Consider the following 24,427-nt stretch of genomic DNA (forward strand, 5'->3'; position numbering starts at 1 on the left):
CCGCCCCAGGAGAGCGATGAAGCTGTCGACCCGGTTCGCCCTGTGCGTCGCCGTACTGGTGCCGCTGCTCGTTCTGGTGTCGGGGACGCTGGTCACCTGGCTGGCCGTCCGCGACCTGCACGCCGAACGGGACCGGCGGATCAGCGCCAAGCTGGCGGCGCTGGCCCCGCTGGCCACCACCTACACCCAGCGCGCCCGGGTGCTGCCCCCGACGCCCGGCAGCCGGGCGGAGCGACGGCTCAGCACGGCGGCGCTCGGCGAGAACGGCGCCGGCGGGGTCTTCGTGGAGCTGCCCGGGGAGGAGCCGCTCGTCATCGGGGACGTCCCGGTCACGCTGCCGGTGCGCGGTGCGGCGAGCCCGGCCGACATGTCCGACCGGGACGGTTCCAGGTGGCGGTACGCCGTCACCGCTCTCGGTGGGGCCGGACGGGCGGGCCGGCTGTGGGTGTTCGAGCCGCAGTCGCAGCTCGACGCCCAGGTGGCGCGGCTGCGCGGCCGGCTGCTGGCGGGCGTTCTGATCGCCGCGGCGGCCGGGGCGGCGGCGGGTTTCGGCCTGGGCCGGTACGCCGTCCGGCCGCTGTCGGCGCTGGCCCGGCGGGCCGGTGCGCTGGACCGCGCACCGGGCCGGCGGCTGCCCACCGCGTCCCGAGTGACCGAGATCGACGAGCTGGCCCGGCTGCTGAACGAGCTGCTGGACCGCCGGGACGCCGCGGTCGCCCGGACCGCCGAGGCGCTGGAGACCGCACGGGCGTTCGCCGCGACCGCCGCGCACGAGTTGCGCACCCCGCTGACCAGCATGGGCACCAATCTCGGCCTGCTGACCCACCCCGAGCTGGACGAGCCCGGCCGCCGCGAGATCCTCGACGACCTCACCGCCGAGCACCACCGAATCCAGCGCCTGATCACGATGCTCCGCCAGCTCGCCCGCGGCGAACTCCTCGACGCCGCCAGCTTCGCCGCCGTGGACCTGACCGACCTGGTGGACGCCGCGGTCGAGGACGCCGGACGCCGCCACCCCCACGCCACGATCGTCCACGCCCCCGCCGAGCCGACACCCGTCCGGGCGTGGGTCGAAGGGCTCCGCCTGGTCATCGACAACCTGCTCGACAACGCCGCCGTCCACGGCGCCGCCCCGTCCGGCCGTCCCACCATCGAAATCGCCCTCACCCGCACTCCCGAGTCCGCCGCCCTCACCATCACCGACGACGGCCCCGGCATCCCCGACGCGCTCCGCCCCCGGATCTTCGACCGCTTCACCCGCCGCCCCGGCAGCCCCGGCTCCGGCCTGGGCCTGACCCTGGTCCACCAGCAGGTCGTCCTGCACGGCGGCACCGTCACGGTCACCGCCCCACCCACCGGCACCGGAACCCGCATCACCGTGACCCTCCCCCTCGCCGGCTCCACCACCTCCCAGCCGACCCGATGAAGCCTGTGGCCGTGACGGACGGAGCGGTTTTGTCGGTGGTCGTCGTTAGGGTCGCGGGCATGTCTTCGTTCAGTGGGTGGGCCGTCGTCGACCTGGACGAGGGGCGCGACCCCGGGGAGTTCGTCGGCGTGCTGTGCGACGCCTGTTCCGACCCTCTGCGGGTGTACGTGGACGGGCGCCGGGTGTTCGTCCTCGCCGACTTCGCGCCGCAGTTCTCCGCCGTGGTGGACGGGCTGGTGCCCCACTGGGCTCGGCGGGCCATCACGGCCGCCGACTACGACGAGTACGGCGTGGAGAACACCGTGCTCGGGCCGGAGGCGCAGGCCGTCCATGTGGCCTCGATCAGTGAAGAGATCGAGGGGCTGCCCGACGCCGACACTCCGCAGACTCGCCGTGCCGCCGCCGAGTTGTTCGGTGTGCGGCCCGAGGCGCTGGACGAGGTGTCGGCGACGTGGGCCGAGGAGGGCCCCATGCCGAGCTGTATCGGCGAGCCCTACCTCCGGTGGTGGGCCGCGCTGGGGGCGGCGTGGCCGGAGGACTTCGGCACCCGTTCCTTCGACCCCCGGGAGAAGTCCGCGGGCACCCCCTGAGCTCCGCCGTGATCCCGCGCGGGGCGGGATCACGGCGGTTCCCCAAGGTCGGCCGGGGAGGTCAGGACGGGTCGTCGGTCTCCCAGTGCCAGCCCACGCCGTCCGGGTTGGGGACGATGCGGCGGGTGGTGCGGGGCTGCGGCGGGGCCGGATGGTGCTGCGGCGGTCCGTCCTGCCAGGGGCGCCAGGGTTCGCCGGTGCCGTTCGGGGCGGTGCCGTTCGAGCCGGTGCCGTTCGGGCCAAGGCCATTCGGAGCGGTGCCGGAACGGGTGGCGGGGGCCGGGGTCCGTGCGGCGGTGCGGCCGGACGGGACGGACGTGCGCGGGCGCTTGGGCTGGGGCTGCCGCCTGCGGCGGGGCGAGGCGGCAGGCGGGGCGGCGGGCGGAGCCGTGCCGTGGGCCAGGGGCGGCGGGGCCGGGGGGACGGGGTCGAAGTCGAGGTCGTCGCGTTCGCGCAGGTCCATCTTGGCGTGCAGGAACGCCAGCGGGCGCGGCAGCCACCAGTTGGCCGCGCCCATGAAGCGCATGGTGGACGGGACGAGCAGCGAGCGGACCAGTACGGCGTCCACCACCACGGCCACGAACATGCCCACGCCGATCAGCTTGACCACCGTGATCCCGGCCATCGCGAAGCCCGCGATGACGATCAGGAACAGCACCGCGGCGCTGGAGATGATGCCGCCGGTGCGCTGCATGCCGACCGCGACGGCGGTGCGGTTGTCGTGGGTGCGGTCCCACTCCTCGCGGATCCGGCTGAGCAGGAAGACCTCGTAGTCCATGGACAGGCCGAACACCACGGCCAGGATGAGGATCATGCTGGTGGCCTCGACCCCGCCGGTGGGGGTGAAGTCCAGCAGCCCCGCCAGATGGCCGTACTGGAAGCCCCAGACGATCACGCCGAACGAGGCGCCGATCGACAGCACGTTCATGGCGATGGCCTTCAGCGGCAGCAGGATCGACCCGAAGAACATGAACAGCAGCACGAACGTCAGCACGCCGACGTGCAGCGCCATCTTCGGCAGGGTGCGCATCAGGCTGTTCATCAGGTCGAGCTGCGCGGCGGTGCTGCCCCCCACGTCGATGTGCATGGGGAAGCCGTCTTTGCTCAGGGTCATCTGGCGGATCGTCTTGACCAGTGACTGGGCCGTCTGCGACATCGGTTCCTGGTCGTGGGTGACCGAGATCCGTACCCCGCCGTAGTCCTCGGAGTAGCCGGTGTACTCGGCCTTCACCACGTGCGGCAGGTTCTCCAGCCGCAGCCGGAAGCTCTCCAGGTAGGGCGGGATGACGTCGTTCTTGCGGGCCGGCCGCCAGTTGCGCGGGATGAGGTCGCCGGAGATCACCACGTCGATGGGCTCGGCCGAGCCGTTGGGGAACTCCCGCTTGACCGTCTCCACCACCTCGCGGGTCGGGCTGTCCTTGGGTAGCACCCGTGCGTCCACCGCGCTGAACTGGACGTTCAGGAACGGTCCGAACAGCACGGCGAGGATCGCCAGAGTGACCGCGAAGTACGGCAGCGGGCGCTTCATCACGCTGTGGCCGAGCCGGTACCAGAAGCCGCTCTCGGGGTTGCGCTCGCGTTTGCGGCCGCGCCGTCCCCGTACCCGCCCCAGCTCCACCCGCGGGCCCAGGAGGGCCAGCATGGTCGGCAGCAGCACCACCGCGCCGAACACCGCGACCAGCACGGTCGCCATCCCGGCCAGACCGAGGGTGCGCAGGAACATCTGCGGGAACAGCAGCAGCCCGCTGAGCGCGGCGGTCACCGTGATGCCGGAGACCGCGATGGTGCGCCCGGCGGTGGCCATGGTGACCGCCAGTGCCCGTTCCCGGTCGCCGTCGCGGGCCAGTTCCTCCCGGAAGCGGCTGACGATGAACAGCGAGTAGTCGATGGCCAGCCCGACACCCATCATCGTGACGACCTCCAGGGCCGTCGCGGTGACGTCGGTGACATAGGTGACGACGTGCAGCACGGCCAGCCCGCCGACGATCGAGAACAGCGCCACGACCAGCGGCAGCGCCGCCGACACCACCGCGCCGAAGACGATGACCAGCAGCACCATCAGGATCGGCATCGAGACGATCTCGGCCTTCACGATGTCGCTGACGACCAGTTCGCTGAACTCCACCCCGAACGGGATCGAGCCGCCGAGGCTGGTCTCCAGCCCCGGCGCCGCCAGCCGGTCCTGCACCTCCTGGTAGGCGGTCAGCCTGGCGAGGTCGTCCTTGCCGGTCAGCTTGATCACGGCGAACGTGGCGTGCCGGTCGTGGGAGGCGAACGACGTGGCGGCCTCGCCCTCGAAGGACCAGTAGGTGATGATCTCCTGGACGTGCTGCTTGGGCAGCCTGGCCACCGTGCCGACCACGGCGGCCATGTACCGGGGGTCGTCCACCGTCATCGTCTCGCTGCGGTACAGCACGAGGATGTCGGGGTTGGTGCTGGTGAAGTAGGTGGCCCCCAGCTTGGCCACCAGGGTCGAGTCCGCCTTGGGGTCCTCGAAGCCGCCCTGCTTGAACTTGGCCAGCACCCCCAGGCCCCAGCCGCCCGCCACCACGGTGAGCAGCAGGATCAGCACAAGACTGGTCCACCGTCGTCTGTGCAGAAGACGGCCGAGACCCGCGAGCATGGTCCTCCTCAGTCGTACCGCAGCCCCCGGGGGCGGCCGACGGCGCTAGGTGTGGGCGGCCAGGCGCGCGGCCGTGGTCTGGAGCGCGCCGTCGAGGTAACGCTGCCGGGTGGCGGCTCTGGCCACCTTCCCACTGGTGGTACGCGACACTACGCCAGGTTCGACCAGAACGAACTCGTGCACGCTCATCTCGTGCTCGACGTTGACGGCGCTGCGCACGGCGTTGTCCACCTCTGCCAGGTCGAGCTGACGCAGCGGCACCCGGCGGTTCCGCTCGGCGATCACGACGAGCCGTTCGGTCTCGGCGCCCTCGACGGCGAACGCGGCGACGTGGTCGGGCCGGATCGCCGGGTGCGCCTCCTGGACGGTCAGCTCGATGTCCTGCGGATAGTGGTTGCGGCCGTCGACGATGATGAGGTCCTTGATGCGGCCGGTGACGTACAGCTCGCCCTCGAAGACGACGCCGTAGTCGCCGGTGCGCAGCCACGGCCCGGCCGGCAGGTCGCCCGGATCGGCCAGCACGCCGCCGAACGTCTCCTGGCTGCGCTCGGAGTTGCGCCAGTAGCCGGGGGCCACGTTGGGGCCGTGCACCCAGATCTCGCCGACCCGGCCGTCCGGCTGCTCGGCGCAAGTGTCGGGGTCCACGATCGCCACGTACTGGCCCATCGGGCGGCCGCACGACACCAGCGCCGTCGTCCGTTCGGCCGTCTCGTCGGCCACCGCCAGCTCGCCCTGGGCCAGCTTGTCCCGGTCCACGGTGACGATCTTCGGGGGGACGTCGTCGGCCGCGGCGGTCACGAACACGGTCGCTTCGGCCAGCCCGTACCCCGGTCCCTGCGCGCTCTGCCGCAGCCCCGCCGGGGCGAACGCCTCGTAGAAGGCGTTCAGCGTCGCCGGGCGGATCGGCTCGGCCCCGTTCAGGCAGGTCACCAGCCCGCTCAGGTCCAGGTCGGCGATCTTGTCGGGGCTCGCCAGGCTCGCCACGTAGTCGTAGGCGAAGTTGGGCCCGGCGGTGTAGACCCACGTGCGGCCGGACAGCAGCCGCATCCAGCGCATCGGGTTCATCAGGAACGCGACCGGGTCGGTGTAGGTGACGTGGTCGCCCTTGACCAGCGGCAGCGCCATCGCCGCGATCAGACCCATGTCGTGGAACAGCGGCAGCCAGGTCACCAGCTCGGGGTCGGGGTGGTCGGGCGCCCAGCCGGACCACAGCTGCCGGGCGTTGGCCGCCACGTTGCCGTGGGTGATCTCCACGCCGGCCGGGCGGCGGGTCGAGCCCGAGGTGTACTGCAGGTAGGCGACCTCGTCGATGCTGATCGGCTCGTCCCGCCAGGTGTCGGCCAGGGCCGGGTCGATCTCGTCGGCGAACAGGATCTGCCGGGGCGGTGTGACGTCCTGGTCGGCCAGGAACTTCTCCACGTGCGGCAGCGAGCCGCGGGTGGTGACGATGACCGCCGGCTCGGAGTCGGTGTAGGCGCCGATCAGCCGCTCGGCGTAGCCGGGCAGGTCCGGGGAGAACAGCGGGACGGCGACCACCCGGGCGTACATGGCGCCCAGCATCGTCATCATGTACTCGTGCCGCTGCGGCAGCAGCAGCGCGGCCCGCTCCCCCGGCTTGGCTGCCTGGCGCAGCGCGGCCGCGGTGGCCCGCGCCCGCCGGTCGGTCTCCGCCCAGCTCAGGGTGATCTCGGCGCCCTGGGGGTCCAGGGAGAAGTCGACGAACGTGAACGCCGGGGCGTCCGGCTTCTCCACCGCCCAGCGGCCGACCAGCTCGATCAGCGGCCGGCGGCCGGGACCGTCGGAGGACAGCTCGGCCAGCAGGGCACCCAAGGCCATGGTTCATCTCCCGGTGGAAGGCCGGAAGGCGCCGGAGGGAGGGGCACCGCCGGCAGGCGACCAAGAACGCCGGTTCGGAGCAGGCCGAGCCGGCAGACGGCGATCATCGTGCGAAAAACTACCCAATGGTAGGAAGGGTCGCCATTGTCTACGCCGCACATTAGCGGACGCAGGGTTTGTCATGGCGGTGACAACCGCCGGCGGCGATCACTCGTCGGCGGAGTCCCGGTCGCCGGTGACCCGGTGCCGCCACAGCCCCACGCAGGCCACGATCCAGAACAGCGCGACCTCGACCGCCAGCACGATCGCGATCATCACCGCCCAGGGGGACTCCTCGGTCACGCCCCGTGCGGCCGGGGCGGCCGGCAGCCGGGCCATGGCCAGGCCCCGCGAGGTCCGGCTCTGCGCCACGGCGGTGAGGCCGGGCGGCGCGGCGGCGCCGGGCCCGCGCACGGTGAGATGGACCGTCCGGGGACGGTCGAGGTTGCCGAGCGCGCAGTGCAGCATGATCGCGCCGTGCGCGGGATGGCAGTACCGCGGGTGGCCGGCCCAGCTCTGCGGGCGCCAGCCCGGCGGGGGAACGATCCGCACGCCCTCGGCGTCCCGGCCGGGCGAGCGACGTTTGGCCGGTCTTCCCGGCCCGGCCCCGAGCGTGAGCGTCACGCCCTCGGCCATGGCGGCGCGCGGGCGGACGGTGACGGCATAGGTCGTCACGCCGGGCGCGGAGCGGTCGGTGTGGCGGGCCGGTGAGATCGCCAGGTCCCTGGGTAACGCCGTCACGGGCGGGGTGATCAGCAGCAGCGCGACCCCGAGGACGGCGCAGGCCAGGGCACGGCCGGCCGAGGAGGACCTGGTGCGCGCCCCGAGGACCATGCCCGCCCCCTTCCCGTGAGCCGGTCGCCGGGGGGCCGGCGCGTCCTGCACCGGGCTTTGTCAGTATTGCCCGGCGACGACCGCCCGTAACGTGACCCGCGACTCCGGCCGTTCGTTTCGTACAGTGAAAAACGAACTCCGTAAGATGGGGTCCGCCCACCGGCACCAGGCCGGGAGCCCGTGGAGAGGAGTCGTCGGTGGCCGAGGCCGTACGGTCCCTGGAACGCGCCTTCGAGCTGCTGGAGCATCTCGCCGACGCGGGAGGCGAGATGGCGCTGTCGGAGCTGACCGACAGGTCCGGGCTGCCGATGCCGACGATCTACCGGCTCATGCGGACCATGGTCAACCAGGGCTATGTCAGGCAGGAGCCGTCCAAGCGCTACGCCCTGGGGCCCCGCCTGATCCGGCTCGGCGAGAGCGCCACCCGGCTACTGGGCACCTGGGCGCGTCCCGCCCTGGCCCGGCTGGTGGACGAGGTGGGCGAGACGGCCAACATGGCGGTGCTGGAGGGCGACGCCGCGGTGTACGTCGCGCAGGTCCCCTCCCGCCACTCCATGCGGATGTTCACCGAGGTGGGACGACGGGTGCAGCCGCACTGCACGGGCGTGGGCAAGGCCCTGCTGGCCCAGCTCCCCGCCGAGACGGTCCGCGAGATCATCGGCCGTACCGGCATGGCCGCGCACACCCCGCACACCATCACCGACCCGGACACCCTGCTGACCGAGCTGGCGCGCATCCGCGAGCAGGGCTACGCCATCGACGACGAGGAGCAGGAGGTCGGCGTCCGCTGCGTCGCCGTACCGCTGCCGGGCGCCCCCACCCCCGCGGCCATCTCGGTCTCCGGCCCGTCCGGCCGGCTGACCCGCGAGATGGTGACCGACGTCGTCCCCCTCATGCACCGCACCGCCGAACACTTCGCCCGCGACCTCACTCCCGGCGACTGACCCGGCCCACACCCCCGGAACGGGGTCAGGCATTGACCCGCCTCCTCGGAACGGGGATCAGGCCAGGCCGACATGACCTCCGGAACGGTCGCGACACCGCAGCACGCGGCACGACCACCCGCGCTGCGAAGCGGACCGGCGAGTGGCCGGTGCCAGGCGAGCGGCCTCGGACAGCCACCTCCGGACGGGCGACCCGCTCCGGGCGGGTGGTCAGGACGGGTCGGTGATGACCTCGCCGGTGACCACGCCGGGTCGGCCCTGGCGCCAGTCGACGTAGTCGCCGGCGTTGGAGACGAGGGTGGCCAGCATCCACAGGGCGACGCCGAGGTCGTCGGCGACGCCGATGAACGGGAGGAACTCCGGGATGGCGTCCAGCGGCGACAGCAGGTACACCACGCCGAAGAGCAGCAGGGCCAGCTTGCCGTGGCCCAGCCCCTTGTAGTCGCCGCGCGCGGCGTCACGGATCATACCGGGCACGGCCCTGGCCCGTTGCCACAGGCCAGGGGCCCCCGGCCGCTGGGTCTCGCGGTAGATCTGCCACGCCTGGCCCGCCGCGGCCGTTCGCCGGCTCTTGTCCATGGTCGTCCTCCGACACAAAGCATGTGTGGACGCGCCCCCGAGGCGCCCACACTTGTTTAGGACGCCTCACGGGCCCCAGATGTTCCCTCCGGGAGCGGCCGAATCCACCCGAATCGCCCGGCGGCCGGGGGCTAGCGCGCCGCCGGACGCGGCGCAAGACATCCCGGCCATGTCTTGGCCGGGCGTTCTGGCGTCCTCGGCGAAATCCCACGACCTCCCTGGCGGTCCCCGGCGGCGCGCGGATAACGTGCGCGCACCGCCGATCTTCGACCGGCGCCGGAGCTCTCCCCCCCTCTTGGAGCCCGTATGCCCCATGCCACGGCCACGCTCGAAGCCATCGTCCGCAGCTACTACGACCACGTCGACGCGCACCGGCTGGAGGAGTTGCTGGCGCTGTTCGACGAGGACATCGTCTACGAGCGGCAGGGCACTCCCCGCATCATGGGGATCGCCGCCCTGCGCCGCTTCTACGAGCAGGAACGGATCATCGACTCCGGCGCGCACACCCTGGACCAGGTGCTGACCGGCGCCGAGTGGGTGGCGGTCCGCGGCAGGTTCGACGGCCGGCTGCGCGACGGCCAGCAGGTCCGGATCCGCTTCACCGACTGGCACCACTTCCGCGAGGGACGCATCGTCCGGCGCGAGTCCCTGTTCCCCGGCCGCACGGTCTGACCGCCCCGATGTCTGGAACGGCTTCGGACCGCCGGGCGGCCGCGTCCGTTCCGCTTCGTTGCGGAGATGCGGACGGCGGCGTTCCCTGAGCGGGTCGCGCGGTCGGCGAAGGGAGGCGGGGCGGGTCAGGACTTGGCGAGGACCTGGTACCTGACCGGGATGACGCCGGAGCCGGTGCCGCCGACCGAGGCCATCGCGGCCTTGGAGAGGTCGAGGCAGCGACCGCCGACGTAGGGGCCCCGGTCGTTGATGCGGACGACGACCGACTTGCCGTTGTTCTTGTTGGTCACCTTGACCTTGGAGTGCATCGGCAGCGTCTTGTGCGCGGCGGTGAGCGCGTCCGGGTCGAAGCGCTCGCCGCTGGCGGTGGGCTGCGGCTCCCAGTAGTAGGACGCCTGGCACGCGCCGGTGTCGACGACCCGGTACTTCGGCTTGCGGGGCTTGGAGTCCTGGGCCGCGGCGGGCTCGCGGCTCTCGCGCGGCTCGGCCTCGCGGGTCTTGCTCGGCTCGGCCGTGGCGGCGGGCCTGCGGGGAGCCGGGTCCTTGGCCGGGTCCTTGGTCGGGTCCTTGGCCAGGGGGCGGGAGGTGGCGGGAGTCGCGGGCGGCGCCGCGGCGGCCCGGCCGGTCTCCTCGGTGTTGTTCAGCGCCCACGCGCCGGCGGGAACGGCGGCGACGGCGACTCCGGAAACGGTCAGCAGGGTGCGAAGACAGGCACGCACAAAGAGATCCTTCGTTGGGGGACAGGACCCCGGACACCGCCTCCGGGCACCCTGTGGGCGGCATGCGGCCATGCGTCTCCACCCGTGGGCGCCACCGGAGCTGAGATCGGCCTGCCCGGCATCGCGGGGTCCGCGGGGTCGTCCCTCGGAAAGCGGGTCAGGCGTTCCGCGTCGTCGCGGAACATATGCGCGCGGATGGTCCGCATCGTCGCGGAGCACACGCGCAATGGCGTCCGGTACGCGCGGCCCCGGTTTTCTCTTCCGGCCTCTCCGGCATGCCGGAACCGCACACAAGTCCAAGACCGTACGTCGCCCCTGCCGTGAATCAAGCCATCGAAGGGGGGTTTGTGGGATTTGTCACGGCATTCCTCGACGAGGCGAGTTCGCCTGAATGCACATCGTGACCACATCCAAGATCAAATCACTGTGTGCACCAGTGCCCATCTCGACCAGGTAACAAGATAATGACTAAAAGGAAAGTAGAAGGGCGTGCGACCCGGAAGATCCGGAACGCACGCCCTTCGACCTGGTGTCCTGTGGCGTCGACTGTGGGAGTCAGCCCGCCAGGGGCAGTGACTCGGTGAGGCCGGGCAGGGCCCCTGACGGCCCGGTGCCCGTCGTCATGCCGGGGAGGCCGCCGAGCAGCGCGCTCAGCGGGCTCTGCCCGTCCAGCGGCAGCACATCGTTCAGCGGGCCGAGAGGCAGCGGGCCGGACTGCTCCGCCACACGGGCGTTCGACGGGGCGGTCGTACGCATCGCCGTCGGGGCCACCTGGGGGTTGCCCAGGGAGCCGAGCACCGGCAGAGCGGGCAGGATGGCGCCGGTGAGGCCGGCGATAAGGTCACCGGCCGACCGCGCCATGCCCTGCTCGCCCGCGTCCTCCGCGGACCCGCACTGCCGGGCCTGACCGGGCTTGGCGGCGAGCTTGCCGGTGGCGGCCTTGCCAGTGGTGGACTTGCCGGTGGTGGACTTGTCGGGCCGGGCGGCACGCTGCGCCCGGTCGTCGGGGCCGTACAGGCCGTCCACCGTGCCCTCGAACTCCGCCGTGCCCCGGCGGGCGGGCATGCACTCGGACTGCGCTCGACCGCGGCCGGGCTGCCGGCTGGTCTGGATGACGGTGCCCTCGGCGTACCCGGCCGGCGGCCGCTGCCGGACTCCGGCCTGCGCGCCGGCATCCGCCCGGGCCGCCCCCGCCGGCGCCGCCTTCGGGGCCGCCAAGCCGGCCACCAGCGGAACGATGGCGCGCGTCGCCCCCTCGGTCACGTTGTCGACCGGCCCCACCGTGGCGTGCGCCGGCGCCCGGACCCCCGCCGACAGCACGACGGCCGCGACCACCGACGCCAGTAGCGAGACTCTGACCAGACTGTTGAGAGATCGATTCATTTTTCCCCCGAGAATTTCGCTCGACCCTGCACATGTGCCGCGGCCATGGCGGCACCGTCGAGCGGGCACGCTAGTACATCCACCCGCCGGACACAACGAATTCAAGAAGGAATTTGGGGACCTCTGGAGATTGCCGTAAACCAATCCGCGGCCATCGATATACCGCGTTCAATGGTCTTATGTCGCAAAAAGCCGCGGGGGCGCCCGGCCGTCGCCGGGCGCCCCCGCGGGCACCGTCGCCGTGCGCCGGGCTACTGCGAGCCCAGGGCGATGGCCTCGTCGACCTCCTGCCTGCGGACGGCGAGCTCCTGCTGGTGGCGCTGCTCGTCGTACTTCTCGGCGATCTCCTCGTCCTGCTTCATCAGGGCGGTCAGATCGGCCTTGGCGTTCTCCAGCACGCCCATGTCCGCGTAGGCGGCCTGCACCTTGTCGCCCCACAGCCCGATGTCCTTCACGCAGGGCACGATCCGGCTGAACAGCAGCGACTGGTAGAGCGTGTACATGTCGGAGTTGTCGACGTACGCCATGCACTCCTTGACCGGCATGTCGAGGGTTTCGAAGATCTCCCGCCCCTTGAACCGGTCGCGCATGAGGTAACAGCCCTCGACCACGAACTCCTCGCGCTCGGCGCGCTCTTTCTCGGTCAGCTCGGCGTAGTAGTCCTTGAGCGCCAGCCGGCCGAACGCCACGTGCCGCGCCTCGTCCTGCATCACGTACGCCAGCAACTGCTTGACCAGGGGGTTGGTCGCCATGTCCCGGTAGAGGCCGAAGGCCGCCAGCGCCAGGCCCTCGATGAGCACCTGCATGCCGAGGTAGGGCAGGTCCCAGCGGCTGTCGTCGAGGGACTCCTTGAGCAGCTTGGCCAGGTCCTGGTTGATCGGGTAATACATCCCGATCTTCTCGTGCACGAACTTGGCGTACAGCTCCACGTGCCGGGCCTCGTCCATCGTCTGGGTGGCCGCGTAGAACTTCGAGTCCAGGTCGGGCACGGACTGCACGATCCGCGCGGAGACGTTCAGCGCGCCCTGCTCACCGTGCAGGAACTGGCTGAACAGCCAGGAGCCCTGGTGCCGGCCGAACTCCTGGCGGTCGGCCTCGCTCATCTTCTCCCAGATCTGGGAGCCGAACAGCGGGTTGAAGTTCTCCGGCAGCCCCGCCACGTTGTACGGGTCCACCTCCTGGTCCCAGTCGATGCGCAGCTGGGCGTCCCACTGCTTGTCCTTGCCCTTCTGGTAGAGCGCCAGCAGCCGGTCGCGGCCCCCGTCGTACTCCCAGGTGAAACGGGCGTCTCCGGCCATCGGGACATCCCAGGTGTCCTTCGGCACAGTGGTGGCGTAACGGTCGAATGAGCTCACGGGCGAAGCCTCCTCGGAATGAGGCGGGGCGGACGGCAGGCCCACCGTTCTTTACATCACTTCCTAACATGTAAAGAGAGGCCAGACCATACCTCGGCGCCTTCCACCTCATAGCGTGACCAGTCGGTCATGCTAGGTCCCGCAAAGCGTCCCGGCGGGGCCGTACGTCAGCGGGTACGTCAGCGGCACATCAGCGGGACTGCAACGCGTCCAGTGCGATGGCCTGGGCGATGACCAGCCGGCGGTCCAGCCGCGGGTCGCGGATGTCGACCACGTAGCGGTCGCGCAGCCCGAACTTCTTGTCCACCGAGAAGACCACCTGGTCACCGGCCACGAAGTCGAAGTGGTACGGCCAGGCGAACGGCAGGTTCGACACGAACGGGATGAACTCCCAGCCCCGCCGCAGCAACGCCACGGCCCGGCTGCGTTCGCTGCCGGTGGTGACGCCCAGGCCGGGCTGCTCCAGATGCCAGGTCGAGGACAGCAGGGACTTGGCGAAGTCCTTCTTGAACGTGCCGATCGGCTGCCCGGCCGCGTCGGTGACGTCGTAGGTCGCCCCCAGGTCGATCCGCTTGCGCGCCTTGAACCTCAGGAACGGGTTCTTCTTGTCGGTGTCGCTGTAGAGGGTGACCTCCTCCTTGAAGGCCAGCCGCTTCTGCTGGGCGAAGGCGACCAACTCCCCCTCCGAGCCGCCCTGAGCCTCGGTGTGGACCTCGTACTGGTTGACCATGAACCGAATGCGCTGCCGCACCAGGAATCTGGTGCACGCCTGGAGTCTGTCGACGTTCATACCGCTCACCGAGCCCTCCATTGTGGATCCCGTCAAAGCAAGCGGAGTCTTCCACACCAGCGGCAAATCATGACATGTCGATATGTCCGGCCAGGTAGCCGTGGATGAGCCGCTTGGCCTCGGCCAGCACGGCGGGGTCGCCGTCCGGGTCGCGGCGGAAGGCCATCTTGAGCACCGCGTCGGCGGCCTCCACCGCGATGGAGATCGCCCGTGCCGTCTCCGGGGTGTCGGCGACCCCGAACACGCCCACGATGAGCAGCCGCAGCCGCTCGGCCACCACCGAGTTGTTGTCGGCCGACTCGTCCAGCAGGTTGACGTCGGCCACGTCCCCGAAGCGCAGCACCCGGAAGCCGGGCACGGTGCGGTTCATGTCGACGAAGATGTCGATGATGGCGCCGACCGTGTCGGACCAGTGCGCGAAGCTCTCCTCGGCCAGCAGCCGCGAGACCCGTTCGCCGAACGTCTCCAGGTTGCGCAGCGCCAGCGCCTGCGCCACCGCCCGCTTGTCGGGGAAGAACTGGTACACCGAGCCGATCGCCACCTCGGCGCGCTGCGCGATGCGCGTGGTGGACAGGCCGTCGTAGCCGCTCTCGTCCAGGATCTCGGCGCAGGCGTCGAGCATGCGCTGAACCCTCTCGGCACTGCGGCGCTGGGCGGGACGACGGCGCAGTGGGGTCGACCGGGTCTCTATCACCCTCCCATTCTTCCCGTAACCGGCGGATGGCGCGCCGTACGGACCTGCCCGCCGGTAGAATGCGAGACTTATTCACGTTCCTGGCGTTCCTGGCGTTCATGCCCGAGGAGGACCGATGGCGTTTCCGGCAGGCTTCCGCTGGGGCGTGGCGACCGCCGCCTACCAGATCGAGGGCGGCGTCGCCGAGGACGGCCGCGGCGTCTCGGTCTGGGACACCTTCTGCCGCGAGCCCGGCCGAGTCCGCGACGGCCACACCGGCGACGTGGCCTGCGACCACTACCACCGCTGGCCCGAGGACCTCGCGCTCCTGGCGGGCCTGGGCGTGGACGCCTACCGCTTCTCCATCGCCTGGCCGCGCGTGCAGCCGGACGGGCGCGGGCCTGCCAACCCCAAGGGCCTGGACTTCTACGAACGGCTGGTGGACGGGCTGCTGGAACGCGGCATCACCCCGTTCCCCACCCTCTTCCACTGGGACCTGCCGCAGGCGCTGGAGGACGCGGGCGGCTGGCTGAGCCGCGAGGTCGCCCACCGGTTCGCCGACTACGCCGCCCTGGTGGCCGGGCGGCTCGCCGACCGCGTCGACACCTGGATCACCCTGAACGAGCCGGTCGTGGTCACCGCCTACGGATACGCCTTCGGCGTCTACGCCCCCGGCCGCGCCCTCCTGCTCGACGCCCTGCCCACCGCCCACCACCAGTTGCTCGGCCACGGCCTGGCGGTCGACGCGCTGCGCGACCAGGGCGCCCGGCGGGTCGGCCTGGCCAACCACTACTCGCCCGCCTGGGCGCAGGACGAGTCCTCGGCGGCCGACCGGCGGGCGGCGGCGACCTTCGACCTGTTCATGAACCGCCTGTTCACCGAGCCGGTGCTGCTCGCCCAGTACCCCGACCTGTCCGTCCTCGGCGGCCCGGACCCCTCGTCCCACGTCCGGGACGGCGACCTGGCGGCGATCGGGGCGCCGATCGACTTCCTGGGCGTCAACTACTACCAGCCGACCCGCCTCAGGGCCCCGGCCCCCGGCGACCCCCTGCCGTTCGAGATCGTCCCGGTCGAGGAGTATCCGGTGACCGGCATGGGCTGGCCCGTCGTCCCCGACGCGCTGCTGTCACTGCTGCGCACCCTGAACGAGACCTACTCGACGTCCCTGCCGCCCGTCCACATCACCGAGAACGGCTGCTCCTACGACGACCGGCCCGGCCCGTCCGGCACGGTGGACGACCCGGCCCGCATCGCCTTCCTCGGCGCCCACCTGTCCTCCATCCACAGGGCTGTGGACGAGGGCATCGACGTGCGGGGCTACTTCGTCTGGTCGCTCATGGACAACTTCGAGTGGTCCGAGGGCTACCACCCCCGCTTCGGCCTCGTCCACATCGACTACGAGACCCAACGCCGCACCCCCAAGAGCTCCTACGCCTGGTACCGCGACTTCATCGCCCGATCCAGGTCGGACGGCGAGGCCGGTCGCCCCTGAGCCGATCCCGTTCAGATGTGGGGAACGGGATCGTCGAGCCAGACGCGCTGGCCGTCCGGGGCAACGGTCAGGCCGAAGCGATCCAGGCCGGGGCGGCCCCAGCGGACCCACTGGAAGTAGGCGGCCTCGACCTCGTCCCACAGCTTCCGGTCGCCGGCCTGCTCGACGGTGAAGTGGTCCTTGCCGGGCACGTAGTCCACCGAGGCCCAGGGTCCGCCCGGCCCGGCGGCGTCCAGCAGCCACAGGGTGGACTCGCCCGTCGGCTCGGTGTCGTGGAACAGGGCGGCGCGTACACCCGGAACGAGCATGGACATCGCCGCCTCCAGCCCGCCGCCCGGCGTGTGCCAGATCAGGCGGGGGTCGAGGCGGGTCTCCGACGTGGCGAAGTCCTCCACTGCGGCGGTCCACTCCCGTACGGGAGTGCTGCGGTGCCCGCGCTGTGACCGCATCATCATGTACCCCGCCGATCCGGCCAGCCGTCCCAGGGCCGTCCCATCGGGCATGACGTCCAGGCGCACCCGGTAGCCGTAGCCGAAGTCGGGCATCCAGGGGAACGCGATGGCCGCCCCGGGCCGCGCCCGCTGTACCCAGGCGTAGGGAAGCGTCGCCACACCGCAGGTGACGTGCACGATGTCGAACGGGACGCCGCCGCCATCCGGCAGGCAGGACGCGGCGTCACCGACGATGAGCTCCGGCGCGTATCCGGCCGTCTCCAGGTTGGCCGCCGCCTGCGCGGCGACGCGTTCGTCCACCTCGGCCGACACCACGTGCCGGTCGCCGACCCGCTCGCACAGCAGCGCGGCGGTCCAGCCGTTGCCCGTTCCGACGTCCAGGATCCGCTGGCCGGGGATCGGGTGCAGCAGTTCCAGGAACGGCAGGACGATGTCGGGGGCCGACAGCGACGAGGTCGGCGCTCCCAGCTCGCCGGGCTCGTCCGGCTCGCCGGTGATGTCCGCCGCGCCGTCCTCGAACTGGGTGAGCACCACCGTGCCGGGCGCGTACACCGCCTCCCACCAGCGGGCGGGGTCCTTGCGCACGTCGATCCGGTACGGCCCGCCGCCCCCGGGGGCCGCCCACGCCACGGGCGGCGCGAACAGGTGCCGGGGCACCTCGCGGAGTACTTCGCGCCAGGAGGGGTCGGTCATGGCGCCGCTTACGGTGAGCCGATCGGCGAGCGCGTCAACGAGCGCCCGTACGTCGGGGACGTCACTTCTCATGCCGGCCACCGCCCTTGCCTTTGTCCTTGGGGGGGAATCGGACGGCCCTTCTGCCGGCCGTCTTGCCTGATCTTCTTTTCGTCCTTGTTCTCGTGTTCTCCCATACCGGCCTCCTTGTATCGGCAGAATCCCGTTCGTTGCCGAGGATTGTTCACGTTTTCTGACGGGCCATGGACGCGCTCTCCCGCCCATGGCCGTTCCCGCGAGGCGGGCGGGACTCCCCATCGGGGGCTGCCGGGAAATCCCGCCCTGACGCTCCGGCACATTGTTCGCTACATCGCATCACCCCTTTCCCGGTCGGTTCCAGGCCGGGCATCTCTCGTATTCCGGACGAGAGACCGCGCACGCCCGGCCTGGCGGATCACAGCCTCCGGACCGGCCGAGGAGCCGTACCTTCTGCCGGCCCGGAGGGGTCTCCAGGCGCTACCCGTCGTCCACGGACGGGCCGCCGCAGACGGCCGCGAGCCCGGCGACCAGCCAGAAGCCCGTGACCATTCCGGTGAGGAACTGGACAGCACCCTGGCCGGGATCGACCGGCTGTCGGGAACGAACGACCGGCTGTACTACTCCGGCAAGCACCACCGGCACGGGGTGAACATCCAGTTCCTGACCGATCCGCACGGCCGGTTGCCGTGGGCCTCCCCGGCGTTGCCCGGCTCAACTCATGATCTGACCGCAGCCCGTGCTCACGGCATCATCGACGCGCTCACCCAGCGAGCCATCGCCTGCTACGCCGACAAGGCTTATCAAGGGGCGGGCGGCGCCGTCGGCACCCCGTTCAAACGCCGTGAGCACCGCAAGCCCGGTCGGCGCAAGAAGCTCTTCAACCGGCATCACGCCCAGGTCCGCGCTGTTGGCGAGCAAGGAGCCGCCGCTCTCAAACGCTGGCACATCCTGCGTCGCGCCCGCTGCTCGCCCAGCCGAATCACCGCCATCGTTCAAGCGATCCTCACCCTGCACCACCACATCAACTGAGGATGGAAACAGCTCCGTGTGTCGTTCTGCATGGTCTGCGGACGCGTCGGCGGCCAAGATCTGTACGTGGCACGAGCGGGAAGCGGCGAACCCGGTGCCGGTCACGTCGCGACCCGAGGAGCCGCCCGATGAGCGGGAACGTCCCGCAGCCCTGGTCCCCGCAGTCCCTGGCCGAGGGCGCACCCGGTGAGATGCTGCACGCGCACGGCATGGCGCGCTCGGCGCGGGAGAAGCTGATCGCCACGGTCTACCGCACATCCCACCACCGCCACGAGCACGCCGACCCGGTGACCCGCCGGTGGATGCTGACCCTGGACGCCGTACGCCGGGGCGCCCCCGACCTCGCCGCCGAACTGGCCCAGGGCTTGCCTTCGCCCTGGCGCCCGGTGTGGGCGACCGGGCCGCAACATCCCGCCCACGAGCGGCCAGTGCGGCAGATCGCGTGCGGCGTACTCGACGGCCGTCCCATCGTGGTCTCCCTGGGCGAGGACCGGACCGCCCGGGTACGGGACCTCACCGACGGCCGCCCGATCGGCGACCCGCTCGGCACAGACGTCGAGGCGGTGGCCCTCACCGAGTTGGACGGGCGTACCGCCGCCGTCCTGGGCCGCAGCGACGGCACGGTGTCGCTGCTGGACCCGGCCGCCCGCACCCCCCTGGGCGGCACCGCCCGGATCGCCACCGGCTCTGCCACGGCGGTCGCCTGCGCCGACCTGGACGGCCGAAAGACGATCGTCGTCGGGGACTCCGGCCGCCGCGCCCTGGTGTTCGACGCGGCCACGGGCGAACAGGTCGGCCCGCGCCTGGTCCCGCTCTACGGCGAGGAGGCCCGTGCGGTGGCGGCGCTGCCGACCGCCCGGGGACCGGTCGTCGCCACCGCCATCGGCCAGGCGTCGCCGCTGTGGGACCTGCGCACCGGCAGGCAGATCGCCTCCGACGAGTCCGCCCGCATCACGGACGTCGCTGTGGTCGAGGACCAGGACGGCCCCGGCTTCCTGACCGTCTCGTACGGCGGGGGCCTGCGCGTACTGGATCCCGTGGACGCGACCTGCCGGGGCGGAACGTTCGGCGCCTGGCAGCCGGGCTGCACGGCGGCCGTGGCCGGGCACCTGGTGGCGACCGGCGCGCAGGACGGCTCCGTGCTGGTGTGGGACCTGCGGACCCGGCGGCCGATCGGCACGCCGCTGCGCTTCCCCGACCAGGTCGGCGCGATCGCCTGGAGCCCGGACGGCCGCCTGGTGGTGGCCTTCGGCCACGACCTGGCGGTCCTGGCGCCGCAGGGCGAACCGAGCCCCGACCCCACCCTCCACAACCGGTGGAAACTCGCCGCCCCTCCAAGGCACCGGCCGCGTTCCCTGCCCGGCCGCCCGCTTCCCTGGGAGCACCATCACCTGGCCGTACGAACGGTCGGCGACCGGAACGTGGCATTCATGCAGGACGGCCCCGACATCCGGCACCTGGACCCGGTCACCGGCGAGCCCCTGGGCCCCGGCATCCGCATCGGTGACGACCGCACCTGGGCCGTGGGCGAACTGCACCACCGGCCGGTGCTGGCCCACCTGCACAACCGCACGCTCAGCCTCGTGGATGCGATGACCGGCGCCCCGATCTGGCGGCGCCCCCTGCCCGCCCACGGACCGGCACCACTGCTGCACATCACCGAACTGGACGGCCTGCCCACCCTCCTGCTCGCCTGGCACGACGACCGGCTGGAGAACGGAAGGCTGGACATGTACGGCCTCCGCTTCGGCACCCCCCTGGGCACCGTGAACCACGGCCACCGCGTCCTGACCTTCGCCGAATCGGGCACCCGGCTCCTCATCCAGGGCCCAGGAGAGCCGCCGTGGCACGGAACACTGCAACTGTGGGACCCGTTCGGCGGCACCACCTACGGCCCCACCTTCGGAAGCAACCACGACACCGTCGCCCTCAAGAACGGCCACCCCCTGGTAGCCACCGGCAACAAAAGCGGCGTCATCGCCCTCTGGGACCCCCTCACCGGCATCCGGCAGCAGACCATCGCCGTCTGCCCCGCCCCCATCACCGACCTGGCCTGGGGCCCAGACGACCTGCTGCACGCCGTCTACGCCGGATCCCTCACCACCTTCCGCCCCACCCGACAGGAAACAGCGACCCCCTGACCCACCCCGACCGCTCCCAAGACCCGGCCCCCAAAGCCGCTGAGACCATCCCGAGCAGGGTGACACCGCAGCACCGGCGACCCTGCACCCAATGTCACGGTGGCCCGCAGCCGACGTCACGGTGGCCCCGCAGCCGAAGGTGCTCAAGGCCACCAACGGCCGGATGTCCCGTGCACTGTCGACGCTGGTGTTCTCCCGGGAGGCGCTGATGCCGCCGGAGTTCTCCTCGATCGAGGAGTGGCTCGGCAGAGGTCAGAACACCTATGCCTACTACCAGGTGCTCGAAGAGGTCGGCGGGCCGCGCTGGAGCCCGCAGCGCGACACCCATCCGTGGATCAGGTTCTGCCTGCGCGCCCACCACATACAGGCTCAGCAGGCCAGGCGGCGCATCGACCTCCTCGACCGGGCCTGGATCGCCCTCTCGGAGGCCGTCACCGGAGCCGGCCTGGACGAGCGGACGGCGTTCGCCCTCCTGCCCGCGTTCTGGGGATCCCGCGTACGGCGCACGATCTACCAGCAGGACGCCGAGCTGAGCGTGCAGCAGTCCATCAGGGACATCCGGGAACTGTGCCGTCTCCGCTGGCTCGCCCCCCAGGGTGAGGCACGAGGCCGCTACTACACCGCGGGACCGGCGATGCAACCGGTCATGGATGCCGTGAAGCGTTCCACGCAGCCTTTCGACGACCCGTATCGAGACGCCCGGGTGCCGAGCTGACGCAGCGAAATCACCGGCTGCGCCGCGCGGCGGGCTGCTGGGGCCAGGTGCGGTCGAGGAAGGTGGCGATGAGGGGGGCTATCTCGGGGAGGTGGGTTTCCAGGGCGAAGTGGCCGGTGTCGAAGAGGTGGAGTTCGGCGTCGGGGAGGTCGCGCAGGTAGGCGCGGGCGCCGGGCTCGGGGAAGAACGGGTCGCCGACGCCCCAGGTGATGAGGGTGGGCGGGGTGTGCTTGCGCAGCCAGGACTGCCAGCGGTCGTAGTGCTGGAGGTTGGAGTGGTAGTCGAAGGCCAGGGCGACCTGGGCCTCCTTGCGGCCGGGCAGGTCGAGGAAGTGCTGGTCGAGGGTCCAGCCGTCAAAGGCCAGTAGCGCCGGGTCGGGTACGCCGGTCTCGTACTGGCCGCGCGTTCCGTCGAGGGTCAGCAGGCCGCGGATGGTCTCCTCGGCGCCGGGCGTGCCGGGGCGCAGCGCGATGAAGTCGCGGGCACCGTCCGACAGGCCCTCGGTGTAGGCGTTGCCGTTCTGGACGACCAGGCCCGCGATCCACTCCGGGTGCCGCTCGGCCAGCCGGAAGCCGACCGGGGCGCCGAAGTCGAACACGTACATCACGAACCGGGTCAGGCCCAGGCGCTGGACGAACCCCTCGGTGATGTCGGCGAGCCGGTCGAAGGAGTAGGTGAAGCCGTCCGGGACCTCGGTGTGCCCGAAGCCGGGGTAGTCGGGGGCGACCAGCCGGTAGCTCGCGCCGAGGACGTCGATGAGGCGGCGGAACTGGTGCGACGCGGACGGGAAGCCGTGCAGGAGCAGCAGCACGGGCGCGTCCGTCCGCTCGGGCAGGGACTCGCGGTAGAAGACCCGGACGCCATCGACGTCGAGGTGGCGGTGAGCGGTGCGGGCGATCGGGGCGACGGCCATCTCTAACGCCTTTCTCCGGTGATCAAGCATTAGATATAACGATCGCCGATCTAATGTGTCAATAGGTTGCTTACCATTAGCAAGGTGCGCGGCCGATCCGGGAAGCCGCCCGTCCCTGGCCCCGGCAGCACCCGCCCGGCGGGCGCCGGGCCGACGCAGGGGTCGCCGCAGGGCGCACCGAATGCTCACCATGGGGGCATGGACCGAGTCTTGGCTCTGGACGGGAAGGGGAACGCACTGACGGCGTTCCTACCGGTCATGCGCGTTCCCGGTGTGCCGGACGACGCGCCGATGCCCGCGGCTTTGGCCGTGGTCTGGTGCGGGCGGCATCTGCTGCTGGTCTTCGACCGGTTCCGGCGGCAGTGGGAACTGCCGGGCGGCCGGATCGACCCCGGCGAGACACCCCGCCAGGCAGCCGTCCGGGAACTGCACGAGGAGAGCGGGCTGCACCTGCCCGCCCTCACCCTCGCCGGGTACGCACGCTTCCGGCTCACCGGCCCGCCGCGCGACGAGTACGCCGCCATCTACACCGCCCACGTCGCCACCCGCCACGACGACTTCACTCCCAACCAGGAGATCAGCGCCGTCCACTGGTGGGACACGGACGCCCCTCCCCCTGACGGCAGCCAGATCATCGACACGACCCTGGCGCTGCTCACCCGCCTCGGACGGCAACCGAACGGATAGCAGCAGGCCGGGGGATCGTTCGGCCTTCGCGGTGGCCGGATCACAGGATGCCCCTCGAAGGCAGCCGTACGGTCCGTGGAACGTCGGCGGCCCGGGACGTCACGTCCCGGGCCGTCAGCCGTGTCCGGTATTCGAGTTTTCGGAGTGGATCCGGTGGGTCACTTCGCCGGGACGCCGGGGCCCTGGCGCAGCAGGGGGAACAGGGCGGTGGCCACCACCAGGTGGAGGACGACCAGCATGGCCCTGGTGCTGCTGGTGGCGTGCTCGATCCAGATCGGCGCGAACGAGACGACCAGCACCGTGGTGGCCAGCACCGCCCAGATGGCGTGGGCGCGGCGGGTCAGCCGCTCCAGGGCAGCCAGCGCCCCCCATCCCAGCAGGCCGAACAGCAGGGTGAAGGCGATGATCTCCGGCAGGATCAGCTGGTGCGGCTCCACGGTGCCCGGCGCGGTCAGCTTGAAGTCGACGCCCGCCAGGCGGCCGGCGACGTACAGCACGCTGTTGACCAGCACCGCGCTCCCCACGGCGGTGAGGCGGGCCCGCCGGCGCGCGGGCTGGGACGGAGCGGTCTGAACGGTCTGAGCGGCGGTCACGGTGGTCATGGCGGTAACTCCTTCGGTGAGGAACGGGAACCGGTCTCTCCGGTTCCGGCCGGTCCGGTGATCGGCTCGATGGGTCCACCATGGCAAGGGGCGCTTACGGGACCTTTACGGTTTTGCTCCGGCCCTCGGCGCCCGGGGCGTAACCGGCTCGGCGAGGCCGTTCAGCAGCCCGCCGGTGCGCGTTCCGGCGCAGGAGCCTGCCGGGCGGCGCCGGCCTCGTTCCCGTCGCCGACCTGGGACGCGGCGGTCTCGTTCTCACCGGCCTGGGAGGCGGTGGCCTCGTTCCCGTCTGCCTGGGAGGCGGTGGTGGTCTCGTTCTTGTCGCCGGACTGGGAGGCGGTGGCCAGTACGGAGCCGCCGAGGATCAGGGCGAACGAGGCGAGGATCGTGGCGGTGAGGGGCTCGTTGAGCACCAGGACTCCGGCGGTGACGGCGACCGCCGGGTTGACGTAGGTGAAGACCAGCGCCCGGGACGTGCCGACCTCGCGGATGAGGGCGAAGAAGACGATGAACGCCAGGGCGGTGCAGACGATGGCCAGGCCGGCGAGGGCGGCCAGCACCCGTCCGGCGGGCAGGGCGTCCGGCCAGGTCATGGCGGCCGGGGGCGTGTAGACCAGCGCCGCCAGGCCCAGGCACGCGGCGGTCATCGGCAGGGCCGGGACGTCCCGCAGCCAGTGTGCGGCGATGAGCGGGGCCGTGGCATAGCAGGCGGCGGCCAGCAGCACCTCGGCGATCGGCCAGGGGGCGCCGCCGTGCAGTTGCGGCCCGGCCAGGACGGCCACCCCGGCCAGCCCCACGGCCAGGCCCGCCCACCGGACGGCGCTGAGCCGCTCGGCGTTGGCGGTCAGCCGGGACAGCACCGCCGCGACGATGGGCGAGGCCGCGATGAGCAGGCCGGTCATCGAGCTGGTGAGATGGCGCTCGGCGTCCGACAGCAGCCACCATGGGACGATGATCTCCAGCGCCGCGAAGGCCGCCAGGGGCCGCCAGTACGGGCGCAGCCCGGCCAGTCCGCCGCCGCGCAGGGCCAGCGGCAGCAGCACCGCGGCACCCACCGCGGTCCGCGCGAACACCAGGACGGGGACGGACACCCCCTCCACCACCACTTTGATCATCAGGTAGGGGATCCCCCAGATCACGCTCATCAGGGCGAACAGCGCCCAGCCACGACCGCTCACGATTCACACCCGTTCACTCGGAACCTTCTGAGCAGCACGCTATG

General features: G+C 71.5%; 22 protein-coding genes. 9 read left to right on the top strand and 13 right to left on the bottom strand.

Features of this window, described 5'->3' with window-relative positions:
* Positions 1-16 precede the first annotated feature (16 nt).
* Both C4U03_RS21550 and C4U03_RS21555 read left to right on the top strand, forming a co-directional pair.
* A complete protein-coding gene (locus C4U03_RS21550) occupies positions 17-1,426 on the top strand; it encodes a sensor histidine kinase (protein ID WP_103939636.1) in 1,410 nt (469 codons plus the stop codon).
* Between the two features lie 59 nt (positions 1,427-1,485).
* Positions 1,486-2,016 (top strand): hypothetical protein, encoded by a 531-nt coding sequence (locus C4U03_RS21555; RefSeq protein ID WP_103939637.1) that lies wholly within the window; start codon positions 1,486-1,488, stop codon positions 2,014-2,016.
* A 61-nt stretch (positions 2,017-2,077) separates the two neighbouring features.
* Here the strand turns inward: C4U03_RS21555 and C4U03_RS21560 are convergent, their stop codons facing one another.
* The 3 genes from C4U03_RS21560 to C4U03_RS21570 form a co-directional block, all read right to left on the bottom strand.
* A complete protein-coding gene (locus C4U03_RS21560; protein WP_235018020.1) occupies positions 2,078-4,588 on the bottom strand; it encodes an MMPL family transporter in 2,511 nt (836 codons plus the stop codon).
* Positions 4,589-4,684: 96 nt separating this feature from the next.
* Positions 4,685-6,475 (bottom strand): fatty acyl-AMP ligase, encoded by a 1,791-nt coding sequence (locus tag C4U03_RS21565; RefSeq protein WP_103939639.1) that lies wholly within the window; start codon positions 6,473-6,475, stop codon positions 4,685-4,687.
* A 207-nt stretch (positions 6,476-6,682) separates the two neighbouring features.
* Complete coding sequence (locus C4U03_RS21570; RefSeq protein ID WP_103939640.1) at positions 6,683-7,348, bottom strand: hypothetical protein; 666 nt, start codon at positions 7,346-7,348, stop codon at positions 6,683-6,685.
* A gap of 197 nt (positions 7,349-7,545) precedes the next feature.
* Here C4U03_RS21570 and C4U03_RS21575 point away from each other — a divergent pair, with 197 nt between their 5' ends.
* On the top strand, positions 7,546-8,292 hold the full coding sequence (locus tag C4U03_RS21575; RefSeq protein ID WP_103939641.1) for an IclR family transcriptional regulator: 747 nt from the start codon (positions 7,546-7,548) through the stop codon (positions 8,290-8,292).
* Between the two features lie 210 nt (positions 8,293-8,502).
* On the opposite strand, the gene C4U03_RS21580 is transcribed toward C4U03_RS21575, so the two are convergent.
* Positions 8,503-8,871 carry a YkvA family protein gene (locus C4U03_RS21580; RefSeq protein ID WP_103939642.1) on the bottom strand — a complete coding sequence of 123 codons (369 nt, stop codon included), beginning with the start codon at positions 8,869-8,871 and terminating at the stop codon, positions 8,503-8,505.
* A gap of 306 nt (positions 8,872-9,177) precedes the next feature.
* Between C4U03_RS21580 and C4U03_RS21585 the strand changes: the two genes are divergently transcribed.
* Complete coding sequence (locus C4U03_RS21585; RefSeq protein WP_103939643.1) at positions 9,178-9,543, top strand: nuclear transport factor 2 family protein; 366 nt, start codon at positions 9,178-9,180, stop codon at positions 9,541-9,543.
* 125 nt (positions 9,544-9,668) lie between these two features.
* Here the strand turns inward: C4U03_RS21585 and C4U03_RS42545 are convergent, their stop codons facing one another.
* From C4U03_RS42545 to C4U03_RS21610, 5 genes are all read right to left on the bottom strand, one after another.
* A complete protein-coding gene (locus C4U03_RS42545; RefSeq protein ID WP_327373304.1) occupies positions 9,669-10,262 on the bottom strand; it encodes a septal ring lytic transglycosylase RlpA family protein in 594 nt (197 codons plus the stop codon).
* A gap of 555 nt (positions 10,263-10,817) precedes the next feature.
* Complete coding sequence (locus C4U03_RS21595; RefSeq protein WP_146087460.1) at positions 10,818-11,645, bottom strand: hypothetical protein; 828 nt, start codon at positions 11,643-11,645, stop codon at positions 10,818-10,820.
* A 251-nt stretch (positions 11,646-11,896) separates the two neighbouring features.
* Positions 11,897-13,000 carry a ferritin-like domain-containing protein gene (locus C4U03_RS21600; RefSeq protein ID WP_200827379.1) on the bottom strand — a complete coding sequence of 368 codons (1,104 nt, stop codon included), beginning with the start codon at positions 12,998-13,000 and terminating at the stop codon, positions 11,897-11,899.
* A gap of 190 nt (positions 13,001-13,190) precedes the next feature.
* The gene (locus C4U03_RS21605; protein ID WP_103939646.1) at positions 13,191-13,790 is read right to left on the bottom strand and encodes an LURP-one-related/scramblase family protein; all 600 of its coding nucleotides are present in this window, start codon (positions 13,788-13,790) and stop codon (positions 13,191-13,193) included.
* A 67-nt stretch (positions 13,791-13,857) separates the two neighbouring features.
* Complete coding sequence (locus C4U03_RS21610; protein WP_103939647.1) at positions 13,858-14,412, bottom strand: TetR/AcrR family transcriptional regulator; 555 nt, start codon at positions 14,410-14,412, stop codon at positions 13,858-13,860.
* A gap of 187 nt (positions 14,413-14,599) precedes the next feature.
* Between C4U03_RS21610 and C4U03_RS21615 the strand changes: the two genes are divergently transcribed.
* A complete protein-coding gene (locus C4U03_RS21615) occupies positions 14,600-15,955 on the top strand; it encodes a GH1 family beta-glucosidase (RefSeq protein WP_103939648.1) in 1,356 nt (451 codons plus the stop codon).
* 11 nt (positions 15,956-15,966) lie between these two features.
* Here the strand turns inward: C4U03_RS21615 and C4U03_RS21620 are convergent, their stop codons facing one another.
* The gene (locus C4U03_RS21620; protein ID WP_103939649.1) at positions 15,967-17,172 is read right to left on the bottom strand and encodes a methyltransferase domain-containing protein; all 1,206 of its coding nucleotides are present in this window, start codon (positions 17,170-17,172) and stop codon (positions 15,967-15,969) included.
* Between C4U03_RS21620 and C4U03_RS21625 the strand changes: the two genes are divergently transcribed.
* The 3 genes from C4U03_RS21625 (at position 17,053) to C4U03_RS21635 (ending at position 21,003) form a co-directional block, all read left to right on the top strand.
* Positions 17,053-18,147 carry a transposase family protein gene (locus C4U03_RS21625; protein ID WP_103939650.1) on the top strand — a complete coding sequence of 365 codons (1,095 nt, stop codon included), beginning with the start codon at positions 17,053-17,055 and terminating at the stop codon, positions 18,145-18,147. The two genes, C4U03_RS21620 and C4U03_RS21625, sit on opposite strands and share 120 nt — an antisense overlap.
* 128 nt (positions 18,148-18,275) lie before the next feature.
* Entirely contained in the window at positions 18,276-20,288 is a 2,013-nt protein-coding gene (locus tag C4U03_RS21630; protein ID WP_103939651.1) for a WD40 repeat domain-containing protein, read from the top strand.
* A gap of 91 nt (positions 20,289-20,379) precedes the next feature.
* Positions 20,380-21,003, top strand: a complete 624-nt coding sequence (locus tag C4U03_RS21635) for a Fic family protein (RefSeq protein ID WP_200827380.1) — start codon at positions 20,380-20,382, stop codon at positions 21,001-21,003.
* A gap of 10 nt (positions 21,004-21,013) precedes the next feature.
* On the opposite strand, the gene C4U03_RS21640 is transcribed toward C4U03_RS21635, so the two are convergent.
* Positions 21,014-21,916 (bottom strand): alpha/beta fold hydrolase, encoded by a 903-nt coding sequence (locus tag C4U03_RS21640; RefSeq protein ID WP_103939652.1) that lies wholly within the window; start codon positions 21,914-21,916, stop codon positions 21,014-21,016.
* Between the two features lie 198 nt (positions 21,917-22,114).
* On the opposite strand from C4U03_RS21640, the gene C4U03_RS21645 reads away from it, so the two are divergent.
* Positions 22,115-22,603, top strand: coding sequence for an NUDIX hydrolase (locus tag C4U03_RS21645; protein WP_200827381.1), 489 nt, complete (start codon positions 22,115-22,117; stop codon positions 22,601-22,603).
* A 158-nt stretch (positions 22,604-22,761) separates the two neighbouring features.
* Here C4U03_RS21645 and C4U03_RS21650 read toward each other — a convergent pair whose 3' ends face one another.
* Together C4U03_RS21650 and C4U03_RS21655 are read right to left on the bottom strand one after the other, a co-directional pair.
* On the bottom strand, positions 22,762-23,205 hold the full coding sequence (locus tag C4U03_RS21650) for a DUF6069 family protein (protein WP_103939653.1): 444 nt from the start codon (positions 23,203-23,205) through the stop codon (positions 22,762-22,764).
* 161 nt (positions 23,206-23,366) lie between these two features.
* Entirely contained in the window at positions 23,367-24,383 is a 1,017-nt protein-coding gene (locus C4U03_RS21655; protein WP_103939654.1) for a DMT family transporter, read from the bottom strand.
* Positions 24,384-24,427 lie beyond the last annotated feature (44 nt).

The sequence above is a fragment of the Thermomonospora echinospora genome, from assembly GCF_900108175.1.
Lineage (GTDB): Bacteria > Actinomycetota > Actinomycetes > Streptosporangiales > Streptosporangiaceae > Thermomonospora > Thermomonospora echinospora.

Excerpts from the sequence above, each read along its gene's own strand:
- C4U03_RS21640 (WP_103939652.1), bottom strand. The coding sequence starts at position 21,916 with ATGGCCGTCGCCCCGATCGCCCGCACCGCTCACCGCCACCTCGACGTC.
- C4U03_RS21650 (WP_103939653.1), bottom strand. The coding sequence starts at position 23,205 with ATGACCACCGTGACCGCCGCTCAGACCGTTCAGACCGCTCCGTCCCAG.
- C4U03_RS21570 (WP_103939640.1), bottom strand. The coding sequence starts at position 7,348 with ATGGTCCTCGGGGCGCGCACCAGGTCCTCCTCGGCCGGCCGTGCCCTG.
- C4U03_RS21565 (WP_103939639.1), bottom strand. The coding sequence starts at position 6,475 with ATGGCCTTGGGTGCCCTGCTGGCCGAGCTGTCCTCCGACGGTCCCGGC.
- C4U03_RS21555 (WP_103939637.1), top strand. The coding sequence starts at position 1,486 with ATGTCTTCGTTCAGTGGGTGGGCCGTCGTCGACCTGGACGAGGGGCGC.
- C4U03_RS21620 (WP_103939649.1), bottom strand. The coding sequence starts at position 17,172 with ATGAGAAGTGACGTCCCCGACGTACGGGCGCTCGTTGACGCGCTCGCC.
- C4U03_RS21605 (WP_103939646.1), bottom strand. The coding sequence starts at position 13,790 with ATGAACGTCGACAGACTCCAGGCGTGCACCAGATTCCTGGTGCGGCAG.
- C4U03_RS21550 (WP_103939636.1), top strand. The coding sequence starts at position 17 with ATGAAGCTGTCGACCCGGTTCGCCCTGTGCGTCGCCGTACTGGTGCCG.
- C4U03_RS21580 (WP_103939642.1), bottom strand. The coding sequence starts at position 8,871 with ATGGACAAGAGCCGGCGAACGGCCGCGGCGGGCCAGGCGTGGCAGATC.
- C4U03_RS21645 (WP_200827381.1), top strand. The coding sequence starts at position 22,115 with ATGGACCGAGTCTTGGCTCTGGACGGGAAGGGGAACGCACTGACGGCG.
- C4U03_RS21595 (WP_146087460.1), bottom strand. The coding sequence starts at position 11,645 with ATGAATCGATCTCTCAACAGTCTGGTCAGAGTCTCGCTACTGGCGTCG.
- C4U03_RS21610 (WP_103939647.1), bottom strand. The coding sequence starts at position 14,412 with ATGCTCGACGCCTGCGCCGAGATCCTGGACGAGAGCGGCTACGACGGC.
- C4U03_RS21585 (WP_103939643.1), top strand. The coding sequence starts at position 9,178 with ATGCCCCATGCCACGGCCACGCTCGAAGCCATCGTCCGCAGCTACTAC.
- C4U03_RS21615 (WP_103939648.1), top strand. The coding sequence starts at position 14,600 with ATGGCGTTTCCGGCAGGCTTCCGCTGGGGCGTGGCGACCGCCGCCTAC.
- C4U03_RS21635 (WP_200827380.1), top strand. The coding sequence starts at position 20,380 with ATGTCACGGTGGCCCGCAGCCGACGTCACGGTGGCCCCGCAGCCGAAG.
- C4U03_RS21630 (WP_103939651.1), top strand. The coding sequence starts at position 18,276 with ATGAGCGGGAACGTCCCGCAGCCCTGGTCCCCGCAGTCCCTGGCCGAG.